At 69.8% G+C, this 17,617-nt stretch carries 17 protein-coding genes; 4 read left to right on the forward strand and 13 right to left on the reverse strand.

Annotated features, from left to right (window positions below; genetic code table 11):
• Positions 1 to 7: 7 nt before the first annotated feature.
• The 3 genes from OG206_RS10325 to OG206_RS10335 form a co-directional block, all read right to left on the reverse strand.
• Complete coding sequence (locus OG206_RS10325; protein WP_327114556.1) at positions 8 to 2,467, reverse strand: ATP-binding protein; 2,460 nt, start codon at positions 2,465 to 2,467, stop codon at positions 8 to 10.
• A gap of 236 nt (positions 2,468 to 2,703) precedes the next feature.
• Positions 2,704 to 3,027 carry an STAS domain-containing protein gene (locus tag OG206_RS10330; protein ID WP_327114558.1) on the reverse strand — a complete coding sequence of 108 codons (324 nt, stop codon included), beginning with the start codon at positions 3,025 to 3,027 and terminating at the stop codon, positions 2,704 to 2,706.
• 245 nt (positions 3,028 to 3,272) lie between these two features.
• Complete coding sequence (locus OG206_RS10335) at positions 3,273 to 4,121, reverse strand: 3-hydroxyacyl-CoA dehydrogenase family protein (RefSeq protein WP_327114560.1); 849 nt, start codon at positions 4,119 to 4,121, stop codon at positions 3,273 to 3,275.
• Between the two features lie 345 nt (positions 4,122 to 4,466).
• On the opposite strand from OG206_RS10335, the gene OG206_RS10345 reads away from it, so the two are divergent.
• Positions 4,467 to 5,039, forward strand: a complete 573-nt coding sequence (locus OG206_RS10345) for a cob(I)yrinic acid a,c-diamide adenosyltransferase (protein ID WP_327114562.1) — start codon at positions 4,467 to 4,469, stop codon at positions 5,037 to 5,039.
• On the opposite strand, the gene OG206_RS10350 is transcribed toward OG206_RS10345, so the two are convergent.
• Positions 5,040 to 5,597 (reverse strand): hypothetical protein, encoded by a 558-nt coding sequence (locus tag OG206_RS10350; RefSeq protein WP_327114564.1) that lies wholly within the window; start codon positions 5,595 to 5,597, stop codon positions 5,040 to 5,042.
• Positions 5,598 to 5,749: 152 nt separating this feature from the next.
• Here OG206_RS10350 and OG206_RS10355 point away from each other — a divergent pair, with 152 nt between their 5' ends.
• The 3 genes from OG206_RS10355 (at position 5,750) to OG206_RS10365 (ending at position 9,646) form a co-directional block, all read left to right on the forward strand.
• Positions 5,750 to 6,949, forward strand: coding sequence for a sensor histidine kinase (locus OG206_RS10355; protein ID WP_327114566.1), 1,200 nt, complete (start codon positions 5,750 to 5,752; stop codon positions 6,947 to 6,949).
• Positions 6,946 to 7,596 carry a response regulator transcription factor gene (locus OG206_RS10360; RefSeq protein WP_327114568.1) on the forward strand — a complete coding sequence of 217 codons (651 nt, stop codon included), beginning with the start codon at positions 6,946 to 6,948 and terminating at the stop codon, positions 7,594 to 7,596. The genes OG206_RS10355 and OG206_RS10360 overlap by 4 nt, the downstream gene beginning before the upstream one ends.
• A gap of 166 nt (positions 7,597 to 7,762) precedes the next feature.
• Positions 7,763 to 9,646: a glycoside hydrolase family 18 chitinase gene (locus OG206_RS10365; protein WP_327114570.1), complete on the forward strand. Its 1,884-nt coding sequence runs from the start codon at positions 7,763 to 7,765 to the stop codon at positions 9,644 to 9,646.
• A gap of 262 nt (positions 9,647 to 9,908) precedes the next feature.
• Here the strand turns inward: OG206_RS10365 and OG206_RS10370 are convergent, their stop codons facing one another.
• From OG206_RS10370 to atpB, 9 genes are all read right to left on the reverse strand, one after another.
• Positions 9,909 to 10,355 carry a DUF2550 domain-containing protein gene (locus OG206_RS10370; RefSeq protein WP_327122229.1) on the reverse strand — a complete coding sequence of 149 codons (447 nt, stop codon included), beginning with the start codon at positions 10,353 to 10,355 and terminating at the stop codon, positions 9,909 to 9,911.
• 142 nt (positions 10,356 to 10,497) lie between these two features.
• Positions 10,498 to 10,872, reverse strand: a complete 375-nt coding sequence (locus OG206_RS10375) for a F0F1 ATP synthase subunit epsilon (RefSeq protein ID WP_327114572.1) — start codon at positions 10,870 to 10,872, stop codon at positions 10,498 to 10,500.
• A 109-nt stretch (positions 10,873 to 10,981) separates the two neighbouring features.
• Positions 10,982 to 12,424 carry a F0F1 ATP synthase subunit beta gene (gene atpD / locus OG206_RS10380; protein WP_327114574.1) on the reverse strand — a complete coding sequence of 481 codons (1,443 nt, stop codon included), beginning with the start codon at positions 12,422 to 12,424 and terminating at the stop codon, positions 10,982 to 10,984.
• Complete coding sequence (locus OG206_RS10385) at positions 12,424 to 13,341, reverse strand: F0F1 ATP synthase subunit gamma (protein WP_327114576.1); 918 nt, start codon at positions 13,339 to 13,341, stop codon at positions 12,424 to 12,426. Before OG206_RS10385 ends, atpD begins: the two co-directional genes overlap by 1 nt.
• Before the next feature lie 3 nt (positions 13,342 to 13,344).
• Entirely contained in the window at positions 13,345 to 14,916 is a 1,572-nt protein-coding gene (gene atpA, locus OG206_RS10390; protein WP_136328755.1) for a F0F1 ATP synthase subunit alpha, read from the reverse strand.
• A gap of 143 nt (positions 14,917 to 15,059) precedes the next feature.
• Entirely contained in the window at positions 15,060 to 15,875 is an 816-nt protein-coding gene (locus OG206_RS10395) for a F0F1 ATP synthase subunit delta (RefSeq protein ID WP_327114580.1), read from the reverse strand.
• Complete coding sequence (locus OG206_RS10400; protein WP_327114582.1) at positions 15,872 to 16,417, reverse strand: F0F1 ATP synthase subunit B; 546 nt, start codon at positions 16,415 to 16,417, stop codon at positions 15,872 to 15,874. Before OG206_RS10400 ends, OG206_RS10395 begins: the two co-directional genes overlap by 4 nt.
• A 43-nt stretch (positions 16,418 to 16,460) precedes the next feature.
• Positions 16,461 to 16,700: a F0F1 ATP synthase subunit C gene (locus tag OG206_RS10405; RefSeq protein ID WP_327114584.1), complete on the reverse strand. Its 240-nt coding sequence runs from the start codon at positions 16,698 to 16,700 to the stop codon at positions 16,461 to 16,463.
• A gap of 72 nt (positions 16,701 to 16,772) precedes the next feature.
• The gene (gene atpB, locus OG206_RS10410) at positions 16,773 to 17,594 is read right to left on the reverse strand and encodes a F0F1 ATP synthase subunit A (RefSeq protein ID WP_327114586.1); all 822 of its coding nucleotides are present in this window, start codon (positions 17,592 to 17,594) and stop codon (positions 16,773 to 16,775) included.
• Positions 17,595 to 17,617: the final 23 nt, after the last annotated feature.

The raw sequence follows: 17,617 nt of genomic DNA on the forward strand, positions 1-17,617 counted from the left end.
TTCGCTGTCAGGCCGTCGTCGGCGAACCGGTTGTGTCCTCGGTGGTCGACGCGGTGACCGTCTCGGCCGGGCCGCTCGCGGAGTCGGACATGGTCGGGTCCGTGGTCGTCTCCGATTCCGACGGGGTGGGCGTCGGCGTCCCCGTTTCGGTCGGGGTCTCGCTCGGGCTCCCGGTCTGGCCGGGTGGCGTGGTCGGCGGCTTCGTGGGCTTCGTCGGAGACGGGCTGCCGAGCGTGGGCTGTCCGGTGGGGCTGCCGCTCGACGGGGTGCCGGAGCTCGCACCGGGACTGGAGGCGCCGGGGGACGGCGTACCGCTCGTCGACGCACCGGCCGTGCCGGACGGGCCGGGTGCGGAGGGACCGTCGCCGGACGTGCCGTCCTCGGACGCCGGGGCGTCGGCGGGCTCGTCCGCGGGGACGCCGTTCTCGCCCTCGTCCTCGTCCGCCGACTGCTCGGTCGTGACGTTCCGCCCTTCCGGGTCCTCGCTGCCCGATGTCGCGCCCAGGGTCACGACCGTGCCGAGTACCGCCGCCAGCAGCGCGCCCGCGCCGACCGCGACGAGATTGCGCCTCGCACCGCGGAGCACCCCCGCACGGCTGCCGCCCTTCTCGGGCGGCATGGGTTCCTGATGGGTGATCAGCATCGCCGAGGTGTCCGTGACCCGGGGGAAGAGCGGCCTGACCGCGGGGACGCCGCCGGGCGGGGAAGCCGTCTCGTCGCGCGGTACGGGCATCTCGTCGCCCGCCAGGGTGCGTTCGGCCGGCAGCGGCTCACCGGCACGGTCGGCGACCAGGGCGAGTGCGCGTCGCCCCGCCACCGCACCGGACTTGTCGGCGAGCGCACCGCGCATGCCGATGGAGGTCTCCAGCTCGGCCCGGGCCCGGTCCAGATGTCCGGCGCAGAGCGCGAGGACTCCCAACTCGTGGTGGAAGTAGGCCTCTTCGGCGACCTCGCCGGCGATCCGGGCGGCCTCCTGGCCGGACCTGAGCGCCTTCTCCCAGGAGCCCCACTGCATGCCGGCGGCGAAGGCCGGCGCGGCGCTGCGGGCCAGCAGGACGGCCGCGCTGGCCTGTCCCGCCTGGTCGCCCAGGACGAGGCGGGACAGCGAGGCGAGGAGGGCATCGGCCTCGGCTGCGGCCCTTTCGGGGGTGACCGAGGGGTGGCCGGACCACCAGGTGTAGTGCTGGGCGGCACTCCGGGCGTGGGTGTCGGCGGTCTCGCCGTATCCGCTCGCCTCCAGCTGGGCCAGCACACCGGCGGCCAGCCGGTAGCGGGGGCCGGCCGGTGAGAGCAGCCCGCAGCGGTGCAGTTCGCCCAGCGCGGCATCGGCGTGGGTGTCGCCCACCAGGGCGGGCAGGTGCGCCTGGTGCGGCACCTCACCGCCGAGGGCGACGGCGAAGCGCAGGGTCTCGCGGGCGGCCTCGCTCAGCCGGGAGGCCAGCAGTGCCGCGGGCGCCGCTCCCTCACCGAGGCTGGGCAGGGGCCCGTCCGCCGACGGGGCGGTGCCGAAGGCCGGCATGTCGGCCGGGTCGTCGTAGGTGTCGAGAGTGTCCTGCCCGGTCCGCAGGTCGTCGCGCTGGCGCAGGAGGGCGCCGGCCTGGACGAAACGCAGGGGCAGCCCTTCGGACTCGAACCAGAGGTCTCCCGCCCAGTTCGCCTCCTCGTCGGTGAGTTCGCGCTCCACGACGCGTTGGAGGAGTTCGATCGAGGCGCTGCGGCCGAGGCCGTCGAGGAGGACCTCTTCGAGGTTCGAGTCGGCGGTGGGCGCGGGCACGTCGGGGGACACGCCGAAGAGGAACGCGCACTCGGGCGTCGCGTCGAGCAGCTCCTGCAGCGGGGCGCCGCCGATCTCGAGGTCGTCGACGACGACGACGGCCCCGATGCCCTGGACGAGCGCGAGGAGCCCTTCCCGGTCGGGGCGGTGCAGCGGAGCCCGGTAGACGCCCTCGAAGAGCGCGTGGAGCAGGTCCGCGCCGGTCCGCTTGTAACCGGAGAGCCGCACGACCCCGTCCGGGGCCAGATCCGCGCAGTCGGCCGCGACTGCGTCGAGGAGGGCCGTACGCCCGGAACCGGCCGGTCCGGTGAGGCGCACGGAGCGCCCGCGCCCGAGGTGGCGTACGAGGCGCTCACGGTCCTCCTGACGCTCCAGGAGGGACAGCTGGGGGCCGGGCGGCCCGGCGGGGACGGGCGGCGCCGCTGCGCGCTCCCTGTCCGCGCGCTGCTCCGCGGTGTGCCGCTCGGGAGGGGCGGGCCGCTCCCCCGGCCGGCAGGACTCGATCTCGCTGCCGTCGACCGGGTTGACGGTGAGCAGGAGGTCACCCGATATCAACTGCACCGCGCGCGTCTGCTGCGGTGTCTGGTGCCCGAAGTCGGGCGTCAGCGGATCGCGGGACTGACGTCGTGGTGGCGCGTCGTCACCGGACCGGTCATGGCCGTACTCTTCCGGTCCACGGTTGGTCGGGTCCATCGTCAAAGCCCCCCAAAGGCGCAGCGCGCGGTGACCCCCTCCGGCCTCGCACGCCTGCTTCGGCTCGTTCCGGTCCGGTGTCCGCCAGTGGGTCCTCGTCGATCGGCGGACGGCCGAACCCTAAACCTTCGCACAGTATCCATGAACCATCGGGGGGCCGCGCCGCCCACGACGTCACATTCTCGTGAGGATTGTGCGTAAATAACCGTCCGCCGCTCCGGTCCGCCCGGAATTCCCTATACGCGTGGCAGGGAATCCGCTGCGATTCCGCCCTCGATGGCCAGGATCCTGTGCAGCCTCGTCGCGACCAGCAGGCGCTGCATCTGCGGCGGCACGCCGCGCAGTACCAGCCGTCGGCCGGCCCTCCCGGCCCTGCGGTGCGCACCCATGATGACGCCCAGTCCTGTGGCGTCCCACGAGTCCAGCTCGGTGAGGTTCAGCACGAGATCGCCGGCGCCGTCGTCGACGGCCGAGTGCAGGACCGTACGGGCGTCCGCCGCGTTACGGACGTCGAGGCGGCCCCCGACGACCAGCTCGGCGTGGTCGCCCCTGATGTGCATATGCGCTCCCCGGAAATGCTCCGTAGCAAGGTCGGTCTGACTGTTTTCTCTTTCTTCCTCTGTCCCAACTGACTGCCGCGGCGACAGGGAAGTTGCCGTCTGTAAGCGAACCGATACCGAATTCACCCCGAGGAGTGAAGCTGGTGCGGCGGTACCCCCTGGATCCGAGTGCCGGACGGTTCCGGATCCCGTGCCCCGGGGGTCCGGCCGACGGCATGTCGGACGGCCCTGGGGCCCGGTCGTGATCAGTAGGTGTAGAAGCCCTGCCCGCTCTTGCGGCCGATGTCACCTGCGTCGACCATCCGGCGCATCAGCTCCGGGGCGGCGAACTTCTCGTCCTGCGACTCGGTGTAGATGTTGCCCGTGGCGTGCAGGAGGATGTCGACGCCGGTCATGTCGGCCGTGGCGAGGGGGCCCATGGCGTGACCGAAGCCCAGCTTGCACGCGGTGTCGATGTCCTCGGCCGAGGCGACGCCCGACTCGTAGAGCTTGGCCGCCTCGACGACGAGCGCCGAGATGAGCCGGGTGGTGACGAAACCCGCCACGTCGCGGTTGACGACGATGCACGTCTTGCCCACGGACTCGGCGAACTCCCGTGCGGTGGCGAGGGTTTCGTCACTGGTCTTGTAGCCGCGCACCAGCTCGCAGAGCTGCATCATCGGTACCGGCGAGAAGAAGTGCACGCCGACGACGCGCTCCGGGCGCTCCGTGACCGCGGCGATCTTGGTGATCGGGATGGCGGACGTGTTGGAGGCGAGGACGGCGTCCTCACGGACGACCTTGTCGAGGGTGCGGAAGATCTCGTGCTTCACCTCGAGCTTCTCGAACACGGCCTCCACGACGATGTCCGCGTCGGCCACGGCGTCGAGATCGGTGGTCGTGGTGATCCGGCCGAGCGCGGCCTCGGCGTCGGCCTCCGCCAGCTTGCCCTTGGCGACGAACTTGCCGTAGCTCGCCTCGATACCGCCACGTCCGCGGGCCAGGGCCTCGTCGGTGACGTCACGCAGCACGACGTCCCAGCCCGCCTGGGCGGAGACCTGCGCGATACCGGACCCCATGAGTCCGGCGCCGATGACGGCGAGCTTCCTGGCCACGTTCGCACCCCTATGCATAGTCGGTCGTTCTCATGCTCTCCGGCGGAGATTAGTACCCGTGAGCGGACATGAGGCCGTGAAGAGATGCGCGTCACGTCTCACATGACGGACATCACACCCTCCGGCGTCATGCGGCGGCGCGCCGGGCGTAGTTGAGCGCCCCGTCGCCCATCGCGCTTCACAGCGTTCCGCTGCCCGGCGGACGGGTGCGGGACGCGTACGCCGGCCGGTGCGCCACCGCACACATGCGGTACGGCGTCGTCGTGGCGGTCGCCCCGGCCCTCCCGGCTGTGACGGTGGGCACGCGCGTCTCCCGCGGGGCCGGGGCGTAACTACGCTGGCCCCATGGTCAATCTGACGCGCATCTACACCCGTACCGGCGACAAGGGCACCACCGCCCTCGGCGACATGAGCCGGACCGCCAAGACCGATCTGCGGATCTCGGCCTACGCCGACGCCAACGAGGCCAACGCCGTCATCGGTACGGCCGTCGCGCTCGGCAACCTCTCCGAGGACGTCGTGAAGGTCCTCGTCCGCGTCCAGAACGACCTCTTCGACGTGGGCGCGGACCTCTCCACGCCGGTGGTCCAGGACCCGGAGTACCCGCCACTGCGGGTCGAGCAGTCCTACATCGACAAGCTGGAGGCGGACTGCGACCGCTTCCTGGAGGAACTGGAGAAGCTGCGGAGCTTCATCCTTCCGGGCGGTACGCCGGGGGCGGCGCTGCTGCACCAGGCCTGCACGGTCGTCCGCCGCGCCGAGCGGTCCACCTGGGCGGCGCTGGAGGTGCACGGTGAGGTCATGAACGCCCTGACGGCGACCTACCTGAACCGGCTCTCCGACCTGCTCTTCATCCTCGCCAGGACGGCGAACAAGGAGGTCGGGGACGTGCTGTGGGTGCCGGGCGGTGATCGCTGATCAGCGGCCGGCCCCGGCGCGGCCCCCGGGCTCCCGCTTGGGGAAGACCGTGTAGCCGCCGGCGACGACCAGGTTGACGCCGATCACCCAGAGCATCTTCTGCTGCCACATCCGCAGCGAGCCGGTGTCCCCGTCACCGCCGACGTACAGCACGGCCGCCTGGAGCAGGGCGATCGCGGTCACCGCGGCGAGTGTCCACCGGGCGGCGACGCGCCACTCGTGGGCGGCCCGCGCCATCCCGTACCTCGGGGGCTTCACCGGCGCGGGGCCACCCGCGAAGCGGTGGGCGACCCGGGCGTCGGCCCAGGTGATCGTGGAGTGACCGAGGCCCACGGTGAAGCCGATGTAGACGGCCGCCAGACCGTGCTTCCAGTCCGGTGCCGCGCCGTTCTTCAGGTCGACGGCCGTCACCACCAGCAGGACGAGCTCCAGCAGCGGCTCGCACAGCAGCACGGCGGCGCCCAGCCGGGGTTTCCGCGCGACGTACCGCAGTGCGAGTCCGGCGGCCAGCAGGACCCAGAAGCCGGCCTCGCAGACGAGGATCAGGGTGACGATCACGGTTCTTCTCCTTCCGGTCGACTCCAGACTCCCGCCGGCCCGGTCCCGAATCGTCGTCGGGAGTGACGATGCGCGACTGCATCCTTCGGCGCAGTCGCGCATCGGCCTCCGTGAGGACGCCCCGTCCCGGGCCGGGCGTGTTGGATGGGCGGGTGTTCATCTCCACGCGCCCCCCGCACCGCCACGACGTGCTGATCGCGGCCGTCGGGCTGTCCGGCGGTCTGCTGCTCTGGCTGGCGGGACTGCACACCCAGGGCGGACGACTGGTCGAGGCCCACTGGGCGGCCCTCGTTCCGCTCACCGCGACGGCGGCGCTGGAACTCCTGCGCCGGAGCGCCCCGCAGACGGCACTGGTCCTCGGCACGCTCGCGCTGATCGCCGATCAGTTCACGTCGGGCAGCCTGGCGACCGTGCTCATGTTCACCGACCTGGTGTACGCGGCGGTCGTGTACGGGACCCCGGCGGCAGCCCGGCGGATTCCCGTGACCACGCTCCTGGTCACCGCCGCGTCCACCCTCGGCTTCCTCGCCTGGTTCCGCACGGCAGACGCACTGCTGATCGGTGTCGTCACCGGACTGGTGTCCTTCGGCCCCGCCATCACGGGCGTCAGCGTCCGCAACCACCGCGAGGCGGCGGAGGCCGCCCGGCTGCGCGCCGACCAGACCGCGCTGCTCGCCGAGATGGACCGGGTCCAGGCGGTGACCGCGGAGCGCTCCCGGATGGCCCGGGAACTCCACGACATGGTCGCCAACCACCTCTCCGCCATCGCCATCCACTCCACCGCCGCGCTCTCCATCGACGATCCGGCGACCTCGCGGGACGCCCTCGGGGTGATCCGGCGGAACAGTGTCGACGGCCTGGCCGAGATGCGGCGGCTGATCGGGCTGCTGCGCCGGAGCGGTGCGGACTCCTCGCAGAGCGCCGCGCCGACCCTCGCCTCCCTGGACGTCCTGGTCGGGCAGGCGGCGGCCGGTGCGGCGTCCACCGGACTCACCGTCACCCTGGACGACGGCGGCGGGGAGGCGGGGTCGCTGCCCGCGCCGGTGGAGCTGGCGGCGTACCGCATCGTCCAGGAGTCCCTCACGAACGCGCTCAAACACGCCGCGCCGGGCCCGGTGACGGTACGGCTGGGCAGGTCGCGTGAACTGCTGACGGTCGAGGTCGGCAGCGTGTTCGGCGACCGGCCCGGGCCGCGCGCACCCGGTTCGGGAGCCGGACTGGTGGGGATGAGGGAAAGAGTGGCGCTGCTCGGCGGGACGATCACCGCGGGGCCGGTCGCACGGGGCGAGGACGGCGGGATCTGGCTGGTGCGGGCCGAACTGCCCGTCGAGGAAGGGGTGTACCGCCCATGACGATCCGCGTTCTGGTCGCGGAGGACCAGTCGGCCGTGCGGGCGGGTCTGGTCCTGATCCTGGGCAGCGCGCCGGACATCGAGGTGGTGGGTGAGGCGGGCGACGGCGAGGCCGCCGTGCGCCTCGCGCGTGAACTGCGCCCGGACCTGGTGCTGATGGACGTGCAGATGCCCCGGCTCGACGGAGTGTCGGCGACACGGCAGGTCGTGTCCGAGGGCCTCGCCGACGTACTCGTGCTGACGACGTTCGACCTCGACGAGTACGTCTTCGGGGCACTCCGCGCCGGCGCGGCGGGCTTCCTGCTGAAGAACACCGAGGCCCGGGATCTGCTCGACGCGGTACGCACGGTGGCGCGGGGTGAGGGGCTGATCGCACCGGCCGTGACACGCCGGCTGATCGAGGAGTTCGCCGTCGCGACCGCCCCGCGCGGGACGGGCGGGCCGGGCCGCGAGGTGGTGGACCGGCTGACCCGCAGGGAGCGGGAGGTGCTGGGCTGCCTCGGTGAGGGGCTGTCGAACGCGGAGACCGCAGGGCACCTCGGCATGGCGGAGGCCACCGTGAAGACACACGTCAGCCGGCTGCTCGGGAAGCTGGGGCTGCGCAGCCGGGCGCAAGCGGCGGTCATGGCACGAGAGTTGGGGCTTTGAGACAAGCCGGGAAACTTTGGTCTGGACCTCTTGACGATTGGTCCAGACCTTCCTAATCTCACCGAACACACTGCGGTGAGTACGCCATGACAAGCGGGCTCAGGGCGACGCAGGGTTTGCAGTCCACGGACCATCCCCGTTAGCCGACCTCACCCGAGGAGCACCGTTGAGCACTGACAACCCCCTACGCGGATCCCGACTCAGATGGAGGCGCGGAGCCGGCACGGGCACCCGCTCCAAGGCGGTCGCGGGCCTCACCGCCCTGCTGCTGCCGCTCGCCGCGATGGTCGGGCTGGCCTCCCCCGCCGAGGCCGCCACGTCCGCGACGGCGACCTACGTCAAGAAGTCCGACTGGGGCACCGGCTTCGAGGGCCAGTGGACGGTGAAGAACACCGGCACCACCACGCTCTCCTCCTGGACGATCGAGTGGGACTTCCCCTCCGGCACGGCGGTCGGCTCCGCCTGGGACGCCACCGTCACCAGCTCCGGAACCCACTGGACCGCGAAGAACCTCGGCTGGAACGGCTCCGTCGCCCCGGGCGCCAGCGTCAGCTTCGGCTTCAACGGCACCGGCAGCGGCTCGCCCGCCGGCTGCAAGCTGAACGGTGCCTCCTGTGACGGCGGCAGCGTCCCCGGCGACAACGCGCCCTCCAAGCCCGGCACGCCGACCGCGAGCAACGTGACGGACACCTCGGCGAAGATCAGCTGGACCGCCGCGACCGACGACAAGGGCATCAAGAACTACGACGTCCTGCGCGACGGCGCCAAGGTCGCGACCGTCACCACGACGACGTACACCGACACCGGCCTCACCAAGGGCACCGACTACTCCTACACGGTGCAGGCCCGCGACACCGCCGACCAGACCGGTCCGGTCAGTTCCCCGGTCGCCGTCCGCACCACCGGGACCACCGACCCGGGCAACCCCGGGACCGGCGACAAGATCAACCTGGGCTACTTCACCGAGTGGGGCGTCTACGGGCGCAACTACCACGTCAAGAACCTGGTGACCTCCGGCTCCGCAGCGAAGATCACCCACATCAACTACGCCTTCGGCAACGTCCAGAACGGCAAGTGCACCATCGGTGACTCCTACGCCGACTACGAGAAGGCATACACCGCCGACCAGTCGGTCGACGGCGTCGCCGACACCTGGGACCAGCCGCTTCGCGGCAACTTCAACCAGCTGCGCAAGCTCAAGGCCAAGTACCCGCACATCAAGGTCCTCTGGTCCTTCGGCGGCTGGACCTGGTCCGGCGGCTTCCCGCAGGCCGCCCAGAACCCGGCCGCCTTCGCCCAGTCCTGCTACGACCTGGTCGAGGACCCCCGCTGGGCCGACGTCTTCGACGGCATCGACATCGACTGGGAGTACCCCAACGCCTGCGGTCTCACCTGTGACACGAGCGGTCCGGCGGCCCTGAAGAACGTCGCCTCCGCACTGCGGACGAAGTTCGGCGCGAGCAACCTGGTCACCGCGGCGATCACCGCCGACGGCTCTTCGGGCGGCAAGATCGACGCGGCCGACTACGCCGGCGCCGCACAGTCCATGAACTGGTACAACGTGATGACGTACGACTTCTTCGGCGCCTTCGCACCCAAGGGCCCGACGGCCCCGCACTCGCCGCTGACCTCGTACACGGGCATCCCGCAGGAAGGCTTCAACTCCGCCGCCGCGATCGCCAAGCTGAAGGCCCAGGGCGTCCCGGCCTCGAAGCTGCTGCTCGGCATCGGGTTCTACGGCCGCGGCTGGACCGGCGTCACCCAGTCCGCCCCCGGCGGCACGGCGACCGGCGCGGCCCCGGGTACCTACGAGGCGGGCAACGAGGACTACAAGGTCCTCAAGAACACCTGCCCCGCCAGCGGCACCATCGCCGGCACGGCCTACGCCCACTGCGGCACCAACTGGTGGAGCTACGACACCCCGGCGACGATCACGACCAAGATGGCCTGGGCGAACAGCCAGGGCCTGGGCGGGGCGTTCTTCTGGGAGTTCAGCGGTGACACCGCGAACGGTGAGCTCGTGACCGCGATGGACAACGGCCTCAACTAGCCAGAAAAGCCTCGGCGCGCCACCCCCCACGAGGCAGCACCACTCCGGAAAATGCGCCGGGGAGACAGGTCCGCCCCCTGTCTCCCCGGTTTTCGCATGCCCCGGAACGGGTCGTGACGCGCGCGTGCGGGCCCCGGCTCATCCGTCGGACGTCACGGGCGCCCACGGGCCTCCGGAAAGCCGTGTGCGCCCTCCCCGGAGCGTTCCGGGAAGAGCGCGTCGCTCCTGGCCCCGAACTCCGTCCGAGGGAGGATGCTCTTGCTCAAGCCACATTGACTCTCTGGCCGGGCGGTGCCGCCTCGAGCCAGGCGAGGAAACCGGTCAGGGCGTCCTCGCTCATCGCCAGCTCCAGGCGTGTCCCCCGGTGGAGACAGCCGAGCACGACGGAATCGGACAGGAGCGCCAGCTCCTCCTCGCCCTCGGGCAGCCGACGCGCGACCACCTCGATGGCGGACCGCTCCAGCCCGCGGCGCGGGCGGGGCGAGTAGGAGAAGACCCGGAACCAGTCGACGCGGTCACCGCTGTAGCGGGCGACGCCGTACACCCAGCCCTTGCCCGACGGGTCGGGCTCCTCCGAGATGTCCCAGCGCAGACTGCAGTCGAACGTGCCGCCGGAACGCTGGATCAGCCGCCTGCGCAGACCGAAGACGAACAGGCCTACCGCGACCAGTACGACCACCAGGCCACACACCCACAACGCGAGGACCATCTCCACCGACCTCCTCGCATCGTCGAGTAACGGATACCGCACCGAGCCGAACCGGACTGCACCTGCATCGCCTCAGCCGCGACACGGTCTGGATCGCTCCAGTTCGGGCCGCGGCTGAGTCAGAAACTCTTCGTGGGGACGCTCAGTGCGCCGCCACCGCACGCAGTCGTACGTCCGCGCGGCGCTCGGCGCCGGCGTCCGTGTCCGACTTCGCACGCTCCAGCGCACGCTCGGCGCGCTGGACGTCGATCTCGTCCGCAAGCTCGGCAATCTCCGCCAGCAGCGAGAGCTTGTCGTCCGCGAACGAGATGAAACCGCCGTGCACAGCGGCGACAACGGTCCCGCCGTCGCTCGTGCGGATCGTGACGGGGCCCGATTCCAGCACACCCAGGAGCGGCTGGTGACCGGGCATGACGCCGATGTCGCCGGACGTGGTACGTGCGACAACGAGGGTGGCCTCGCCGGACCAGACACTACGGTCCGCGGCGACCAGCTCGACATGCAGCTCAGCAGCCAAGGGTGGCTCCTCGGGTCACCACCCGGCGGTCGTGCCGGGTGTCGGTTCGATTCTACGGGGCGTGGTGAGGGGGGCGGGACACACCCGCCCCCCTCGGTGAGCCGGAGGCTCAGGAGACGCCGAGCTCCTTGGCGTTGGCCTTCAGGTCCTCGATGCCACCGCACATGAAGAACGCCTGCTCGGGGAAGTGGTCGTACTCCCCGTCACAGATCGCGTTGAACGCGGCGATCGACTCGTCGAGCGGAACGTCCGAACCGTCCAGGCCGGTGAACTGCTTGGCGGCGTGGGTGTTCTGCGACAGGAAGCGCTCGACGCGACGGGCACGGTGGACAACGAGCTTGTCCTCCTCGCCCAGCTCGTCGATACCAAGGATCGCGATGATGTCCTGGAGGTCCTTGTACTTCTGCAGGATCCCCTTGACACGGCTGGCCGTGTCGTAGTGGTCCTGCGCGATGTAGCGGGGGTCCAGGATGCGGGACGTGGAGTCCAGCGGGTCCACGGCCGGGTAGATGCCCTTCTCGGAGATCGGACGGGAGAGAACCGTCGTCGCGTCGAGGTGGGCGAACGTGGTGGCCGGGGCCGGGTCGGTCAGGTCGTCCGCGGGGACGTAGATCGCCTGCATCGAGGTGATCGAGTGACCACGCGTCGAGGTGATGCGCTCCTGGAGCACACCCATCTCGTCGGCCAGGGTCGGCTGGTAACCCACTGCGGACGGCATGCGGCCGAGCAGCGTGGAGACCTCGGAACCGGCCTGCGTGAAGCGGAAGATGTTGTCGATGAAGAGCAGCACGTCCTGCTTCTGCACATCGCGGAAGTACTCCGCCATGGTCAGGGCGGACAGCGCGACCCGCAGACGGGTGCCCGGCGGCTCGTCCATCTGGCCGAAGACCAGCGCGGTCTTCTCCAGGACGCCCGAGTCGGTCATCTCGTCGATGAGGTCGTTGCCCTCACGGGTGCGCTCGCCGACACCGGCGAACACCGACACACCGTCGTGCAGCTTCGCCACACGCATGATCATTTCCTGGATGAGGACCGTCTTGCCGACGCCCGCACCACCGAACAGACCGATCTTGCCGCCCTTGACGTACGGGGTCAGCAGGTCGACGACCTTCAGGCCGGTCTCGAACATCTCGGTCTTGGACTCGAGCTGGTCGAAGGCCGGAGCCTTGCGGTGGATCGGCCAGCGCTCGGTGATCTGCGCCTCGGCCTCCGGCTCGTTCAGGATCTGACCGAGGGTGTTGAACACCTTGCCCTTGGTGATGTCACCGACGGGGACGGTGATGCCCGCACCCGTGTTGGTCACCGGGGCCTGGCGGACCACGCCGTCGGTGGGCTGCATCGAGATCGCGCGGACCATGCCGTCACCCAGGTGCTGGGCGACTTCGAGGGTCAGCGTCTTACGAGCGCCGGCCTCGGCCGGGTCGTCGACGTCGATGTGCAGGGCGTTGTAGATCTCCGGCATCGCGTCGACGGGGAACTCCACGTCGACGACCGGGCCGATGACCCGGGCGACGCGGCCCGTGGCAGCGGCCGTCTCAACTGTCGTCGTCATTACTTGTCACTCCCCGCGGACGCGTCGGCCAGCGCACCAGCACCGCCGACGATCTCGCTGATTTCCTGGGTGATTTCGGCCTGGCGGGCCGCGTTGGCAAGCCGGGAGAGGCTCTTGATCAGATCCCCGGCGTTGTCGGTCGCCGACTTCATCGCACGACGGCGGGCGGCGTGCTCGGAAGCGGCGGCCTGCAGCAGTGCGTTGTAGATACGGCTCTCGACGTAGCGCGGCAGAAGGGCGTCGAGGACGTCCTCCGCCGACGGCTCGAAGTCGAACAGCGGAAGGATCTCGCCCTTCTCGTTGCTCTCCTCCGCGACCTGGTCGAGCGACAGCGGCAGCATCCGGCCGTCGACCGCGTTCTGCGTCATCATCGACACGAACTCCGTGAAGACGATGTGCAGCTCGTCGACGCCGCCCTCGGCCGTGTCCTTCTGGATGGACTCGATGAGGGGCTCGGCGATCTTCTTGGCATCCGAGTACTCGGGGCTGTCCGTGAAGCCGGTCCACGACTGGGAGACCTTGCGCTCACGGAAGCCGTAGTACGCGACGCCCTTGCGGCCGACGATGTACGTGTCGACCTCCTTGCCCTCGGCCGCCAGCCGCTCCCGGAGCCGCTCCGCCGCCTTGATGGCGTTGGAGGAGTAGCCGCCGGCCAGACCGCGGTCGCTCGTGAGGAGCAGGACCGCCGCCCGGGCCGGGGACTCGGCCTCGGTGGTGAGCGGATGGTTGGTGTTCGAGCCGGTCGCGACCGCGGTCACCGCACGGGTGAGCTCGGTCGCGTACGGCATCGACGCCGCCACCTTGCGCTGCGCCTTGACGATGCGCGAGGCGGCGATCATCTCCATCGCCTTGGTGATCTTCTTGGTCGCGGTGACGGCTTGGATGCGGCGCTTGTAAACGCGAAGCTGAGCGCCCATCGATCAGCCCTCGCCCAGGAGCTTGCCGTCCGAGGTCTCGAACTGCTGCTTGAAGGCGGCGATCGCGTCGGCGATCGACTGCAGCGTGTCGTCGGACATCTTGCCGCCCTCGGCGATGCTGGTCAGGAGGTCCTTGCGCTCACGGCGCAGGTACTCCAGCAGCTCGCTCTCGAAGCGGCGGATGTCCTCGACCGGGACGTCGTCCATCTTGCCCGTGGTGCCGGCCCAGACGGAGACGACCTGCTCCTCCATCGGGAACGGGGCGTACTGCGGCTGCTTCAGCAGCTCGACCATGCGCTTACCGCGCTCCAGCGACGCCTTCGAGGCCGCGTCCAGGTCGGAACCGAAGGCGGCGAACGCCTCCAGCTCACGGAACTGGGCGAGGTCCACGCGCAGTCGGCCGGAGACCTGCTTCATGGCCTTGTGCTGGGCGGAGCCACCGACTCGGGAGACCGAGATACCGACGTTGAGCGCCGGACGCTGACCCGCGTTGAACAGGTCGGACTCCAGGAAGCACTGGCCGTCGGTGATGGAGATGACGTTGGTCGGGATGAACGCCGACACGTCGTTCGCCTTGGTCTCGACGATCGGGAGACCCGTCATCGAACCGGCGCCCATGTCGTCGGAGAGCTTGGCGCAGCGCTCCAGCAGACGCGAGTGCAGGTAGAAGACGTCGCCCGGGTAGGCCTCACGGCCCGGCGGACGGCGCAGCAGAAGCGAGACGGCGCGGTAGGCGTCGGCCTGCTTCGAGAGGTCGTCGAAGATGATGAGGACGTGCTTGCCGTCGTACATCCAGTGCTGGCCGATGGCCGAGCCGGTGTACGGCGCCAGGTACTTGAAGCCGGCCGGGTCGGACGCCGGGGCGGCGACGATGGTCGTGTACTCCAGCGCGCCGGCCTCTTCGAGGGCACCGCGCACGGAGGCGATGGTGGAGCCCTTCTGACCGATGGCGACGTAGATGCAGCGCACCTGCTTGTTCACGTCACCCGAGCGCCAGTTGTCGCGCTGGTTGATGATCGTGTCGACGGCCAGAGCGGTCTTACCCGTCTGACGGTCGCCGATGATCAGCTGACGCTGGCCGCGGCCGATCGGCACCATGGCGTCGACGGCCTTGTAGCCGGTCTGCATCGGCTCGTGCACCGACTTGCGGACCATGACGCCAGGGGCCTGCAGCTCGAGGGCGCGGCGTCCTTCGGTCGCGATCTCGCCGAGACCGTCGATCGGGTTGCCGAGCGGGTCGACGACGCGGCCGAGGTAGCCCTCGCCGACGCCGACGGAGAGCACCTCACCGGTGCGCTGCACCGGCTGGCCCTCCTCGATTCCGCTGAACTCGCCGAGGACGATCGCACCGATCTCGCGCTCTTCGAGGTTGAGTGCGAGACCGAGGGTTCCGTCCTCGAACTTCAGCAGTTCGTTCGCCATGGCGGAGGGCAGACCCTCCACCTTCGCGATGCCGTCGCCGGCAACGCTGACCGTTCCGACCTCCTCGCGCGAGGCCGCGTCCGGCTGGTACGACTGGACGAAGTTCTCCAGTGCGTCCCGGATCTCCTCCGGCCGGATCGTGAGCTCCGCCATCTGGGTTCCCTGCTCTCCTTGTTGGGCCCGAAGTTTCTTAAGGGGGTCTGGGGGCGACCCCCAGGAATCTTCTGCAATTTCTGCACGGCCCAACCGGGCCGCTGTTCTTGCTCGTTCAGGTGGTGCGGTTGCGCTGCTCGCTGTCAGCCGGCCATCCGGCGGGTCGCCTCAGCGAGGCGCTCCGCGATCGTGCCGTTGATGACCTCGTCACCGACGCGCACCGTGATCCCGCCGAGGACCTCGGGGTCCACGTCGAGGTTCAGGTGCATCTGCCGGCCGTAGATCTTCGCCAGAGCAGCACCGAGGCGCTGCTTCTGCCGGTCGGACAGCGGCACCGCTGAGGTGACGACGGCGACCATGCGGTCCCGGCGCTCCGCGGCCAGCCTGGCCAGGGAGTCGAGTCCCGATTCCAGGCTACGTCCACGCGGCTGGGTCACGAGGCGCGTGACGAGACGCTCGGTGACGGGCTGCGCCTTGCCGGCGAGCAGGCTGCGGAGCAGCTCGCCCTTGGCGGCGGCCGACGCCGTGCGGCTGGTGAGCGCGGAACGCAGTCCCTTGTCGGAACCGACGATCCGGCCGAACCGGAACAGTTCGTCCTCGACGTCGTCGAGGGCACCGGCACGCTGGGCCGCGGTGAGGTCTGCGGTGTTCGCCAGTTCCTCGACCGAGTCGACCAGGTCACGCGACTGCGACCAGCGGGAGCGGACCATGCCGGAGACCAGGTCCACGGCTTCGCCGCCGACCTGACCGCGCAGCAGGCGTCCGGCGAGCTCGGCCTTGGCCTCGCCGCCCTGCGACGGGTCGGTGAGGACCCGGCGCAGCGACACCTCGCGGTGGAGCAGCGCGGTGACGGCTGCCAGCTCCTCGGCGAGCTTCGCCGCGTCGACCGACGTGCTGTCGGTCAGTGCGTCGAGGCGCTCGCGTGCGGCGGCCAGCGCCTCGCGGCTCGCTCCGTTCATCGGACGGCCTCGGCCTTCGCCTCGAGCTCGTCGAGGAATCGGTCGACGGTGCCGCTCTGCCGGGCGTGGTCCTCGAGGGACTCGCCGACGAGCTTGCCGGCCAGGGCGGTGGCGAGGGTGCCCACGTCCTGACGCAGCGCCGAGGCTGCGGCCTTGCGGTCCGCCTCGATCTGGGCGTGGCCTGCGGCGATGATCTCCTCGCGCTGCCGCTGACCTTCCGCCCTCATCTCCTGGATGATGACGGCACCCTGCTCCTGCGCCTCCTGGCGCAGACGGGCTGCTTCGTGGCGGGCCTCGGCGAGCTGAGCCTTGTACTGCTCAAGAACGCTCTGGGCCTCGGTCTGGGCCGCATCGGCCTTCTCGATACCGCCTTCGATGGCCTCGCGACGCTCTTCCAGAACCTTGTTGATGTTCGGGAGGAGCTTCTTGGCGAGGAAGCCGAAGACGATGACGAAGGCGATGAGGCCGATGACGAGCTCTGGAATCGGCGGGATGAGGGGATTTTCCATCTCCTCAGCCGCGACCGTAAGCAGCTGGCTCACATCAGTGCCTTTCGTCTCGGGTGCTGGTCGTCAGGCCTGAAGATCAGGAACCGTAGACGAACGGCATGACCAGACCGATGAGGGCGAGCGCCTCACAGAAGGCGAAGCCGAGGATCTGGTTGGCGCGGATGAGGCCGGCAGCCTCGGGCTGGCGGGCGAGGGCCTGGGTGCCGTTACCGAAGATGATGCCGACGCCGACGCCGGGACCGATGGCGGCGAGGCCGTAACCGATCGAGCCGAGAGCCTTCAGGTCGCCAGTGAGAGCGGCGAGGGTCTGGGACATGCCAGTCTTCCTTCTCTTTCAAGGACCGGTGGGGGTTGGCCACCGGACGAATAAGGGTGCGGTGCGCGCTACTCAGTGGTGCTTGGCGAGCGCGCCCTGGATGAAGGTGCAGGTCAGGAGCACGAAGACGTACGCCTGCAGCGCCTGAACGAAGAGCTCGAACGCGGTCATGACGATGACCATGATGAACGAGACGCCCGCGTACGCGATGCCGATGCCGTTGAGCAGGTACCAGCTGGCGATGGTGAACAGCAGCAGCAGGGTGTGTCCGGCGAACATGTTCGCGAAGAGTCGCACCGCGTGCGTGAACGGCCGGACGAAGAGGTTCGAGAAGAACTCGATCAGCATCGCCAGCGGAAGCACCGGGCCGAGCGACTTGTCGTAGCCGGTGATGTTCTTGAACCCGCCGACGAATCCGTGCCGCTTGAAGGTCAGGCTGACCCAGAGCACGTAGACGATCAGGGCGAGCACGATCGGGTACGCGATGATCGACGTCACGGGGAACTGGGCGACCGGGATGATCGACCAGAGGTTCATCATCCAGACGAAGAAGAACAGCGAGACGACGAGCGGAACGTACTTCTCGCCCTCGCGCTTGCCGATCGTCTCGTAGACGATGCCGCGGCGGACGAAGTCGTAGCCCATCTCGGCGACCGACTGCAGCTTGCCGGGGACCATCTTGGGCTTGCGGAACGCAGCCCAGAAGAAACCGACGATGATGACCGAGCCGAGCAGGGCCAGCAGCATCGGCTTGTTGAAGTACAGGTTGCTGTCCGCGTCTCCCCAGAGGGGCTCGAACAGGAACGAGTGCAGGCCGGGTGCCGGGAAACCACAACCGTCGAAGATGTGGCAATCGGTCTCGAAGGCGAGCACCTGTGTCGGGTCAGCACTCACCGCGGGCTCCTTCAGCGTGGCGC

Origin of the sequence: Streptomyces sp. NBC_01341, assembly GCF_035946055.1 — a bacterium.
Classification (GTDB): Bacteria; Actinomycetota; Actinomycetes; order Streptomycetales; family Streptomycetaceae; genus Streptomyces.

Excerpts from the sequence above, each read along its gene's own strand:
- OG206_RS10345 (WP_327114562.1), top strand. The coding sequence starts at position 4,467 with ATGGTCAATCTGACGCGCATCTACACCCGTACCGGCGACAAGGGCACC.
- OG206_RS10385 (WP_327114576.1), bottom strand. The coding sequence starts at position 13,341 with ATGGGCGCTCAGCTTCGCGTTTACAAGCGCCGCATCCAAGCCGTCACC.
- OG206_RS10395 (WP_327114580.1), bottom strand. The coding sequence starts at position 15,875 with ATGAACGGAGCGAGCCGCGAGGCGCTGGCCGCCGCACGCGAGCGCCTC.
- OG206_RS10325 (WP_327114556.1), bottom strand. The coding sequence starts at position 2,467 with ATGGACCCGACCAACCGTGGACCGGAAGAGTACGGCCATGACCGGTCC.
- OG206_RS10370 (WP_327122229.1), bottom strand. The coding sequence starts at position 10,355 with ATGGTCCTCGCGTTGTGGGTGTGTGGCCTGGTGGTCGTACTGGTCGCG.
- atpD (WP_327114574.1), bottom strand. The coding sequence starts at position 12,424 with ATGACGACGACAGTTGAGACGGCCGCTGCCACGGGCCGCGTCGCCCGG.
- OG206_RS10405 (WP_327114584.1), bottom strand. The coding sequence starts at position 16,700 with ATGTCCCAGACCCTCGCCGCTCTCACTGGCGACCTGAAGGCTCTCGGC.
- OG206_RS10360 (WP_327114568.1), top strand. The coding sequence starts at position 6,946 with ATGACGATCCGCGTTCTGGTCGCGGAGGACCAGTCGGCCGTGCGGGCG.
- atpA (WP_136328755.1), bottom strand. The coding sequence starts at position 14,916 with ATGGCGGAGCTCACGATCCGGCCGGAGGAGATCCGGGACGCACTGGAG.
- OG206_RS10330 (WP_327114558.1), bottom strand. The coding sequence starts at position 3,027 with ATGCACATCAGGGGCGACCACGCCGAGCTGGTCGTCGGGGGCCGCCTC.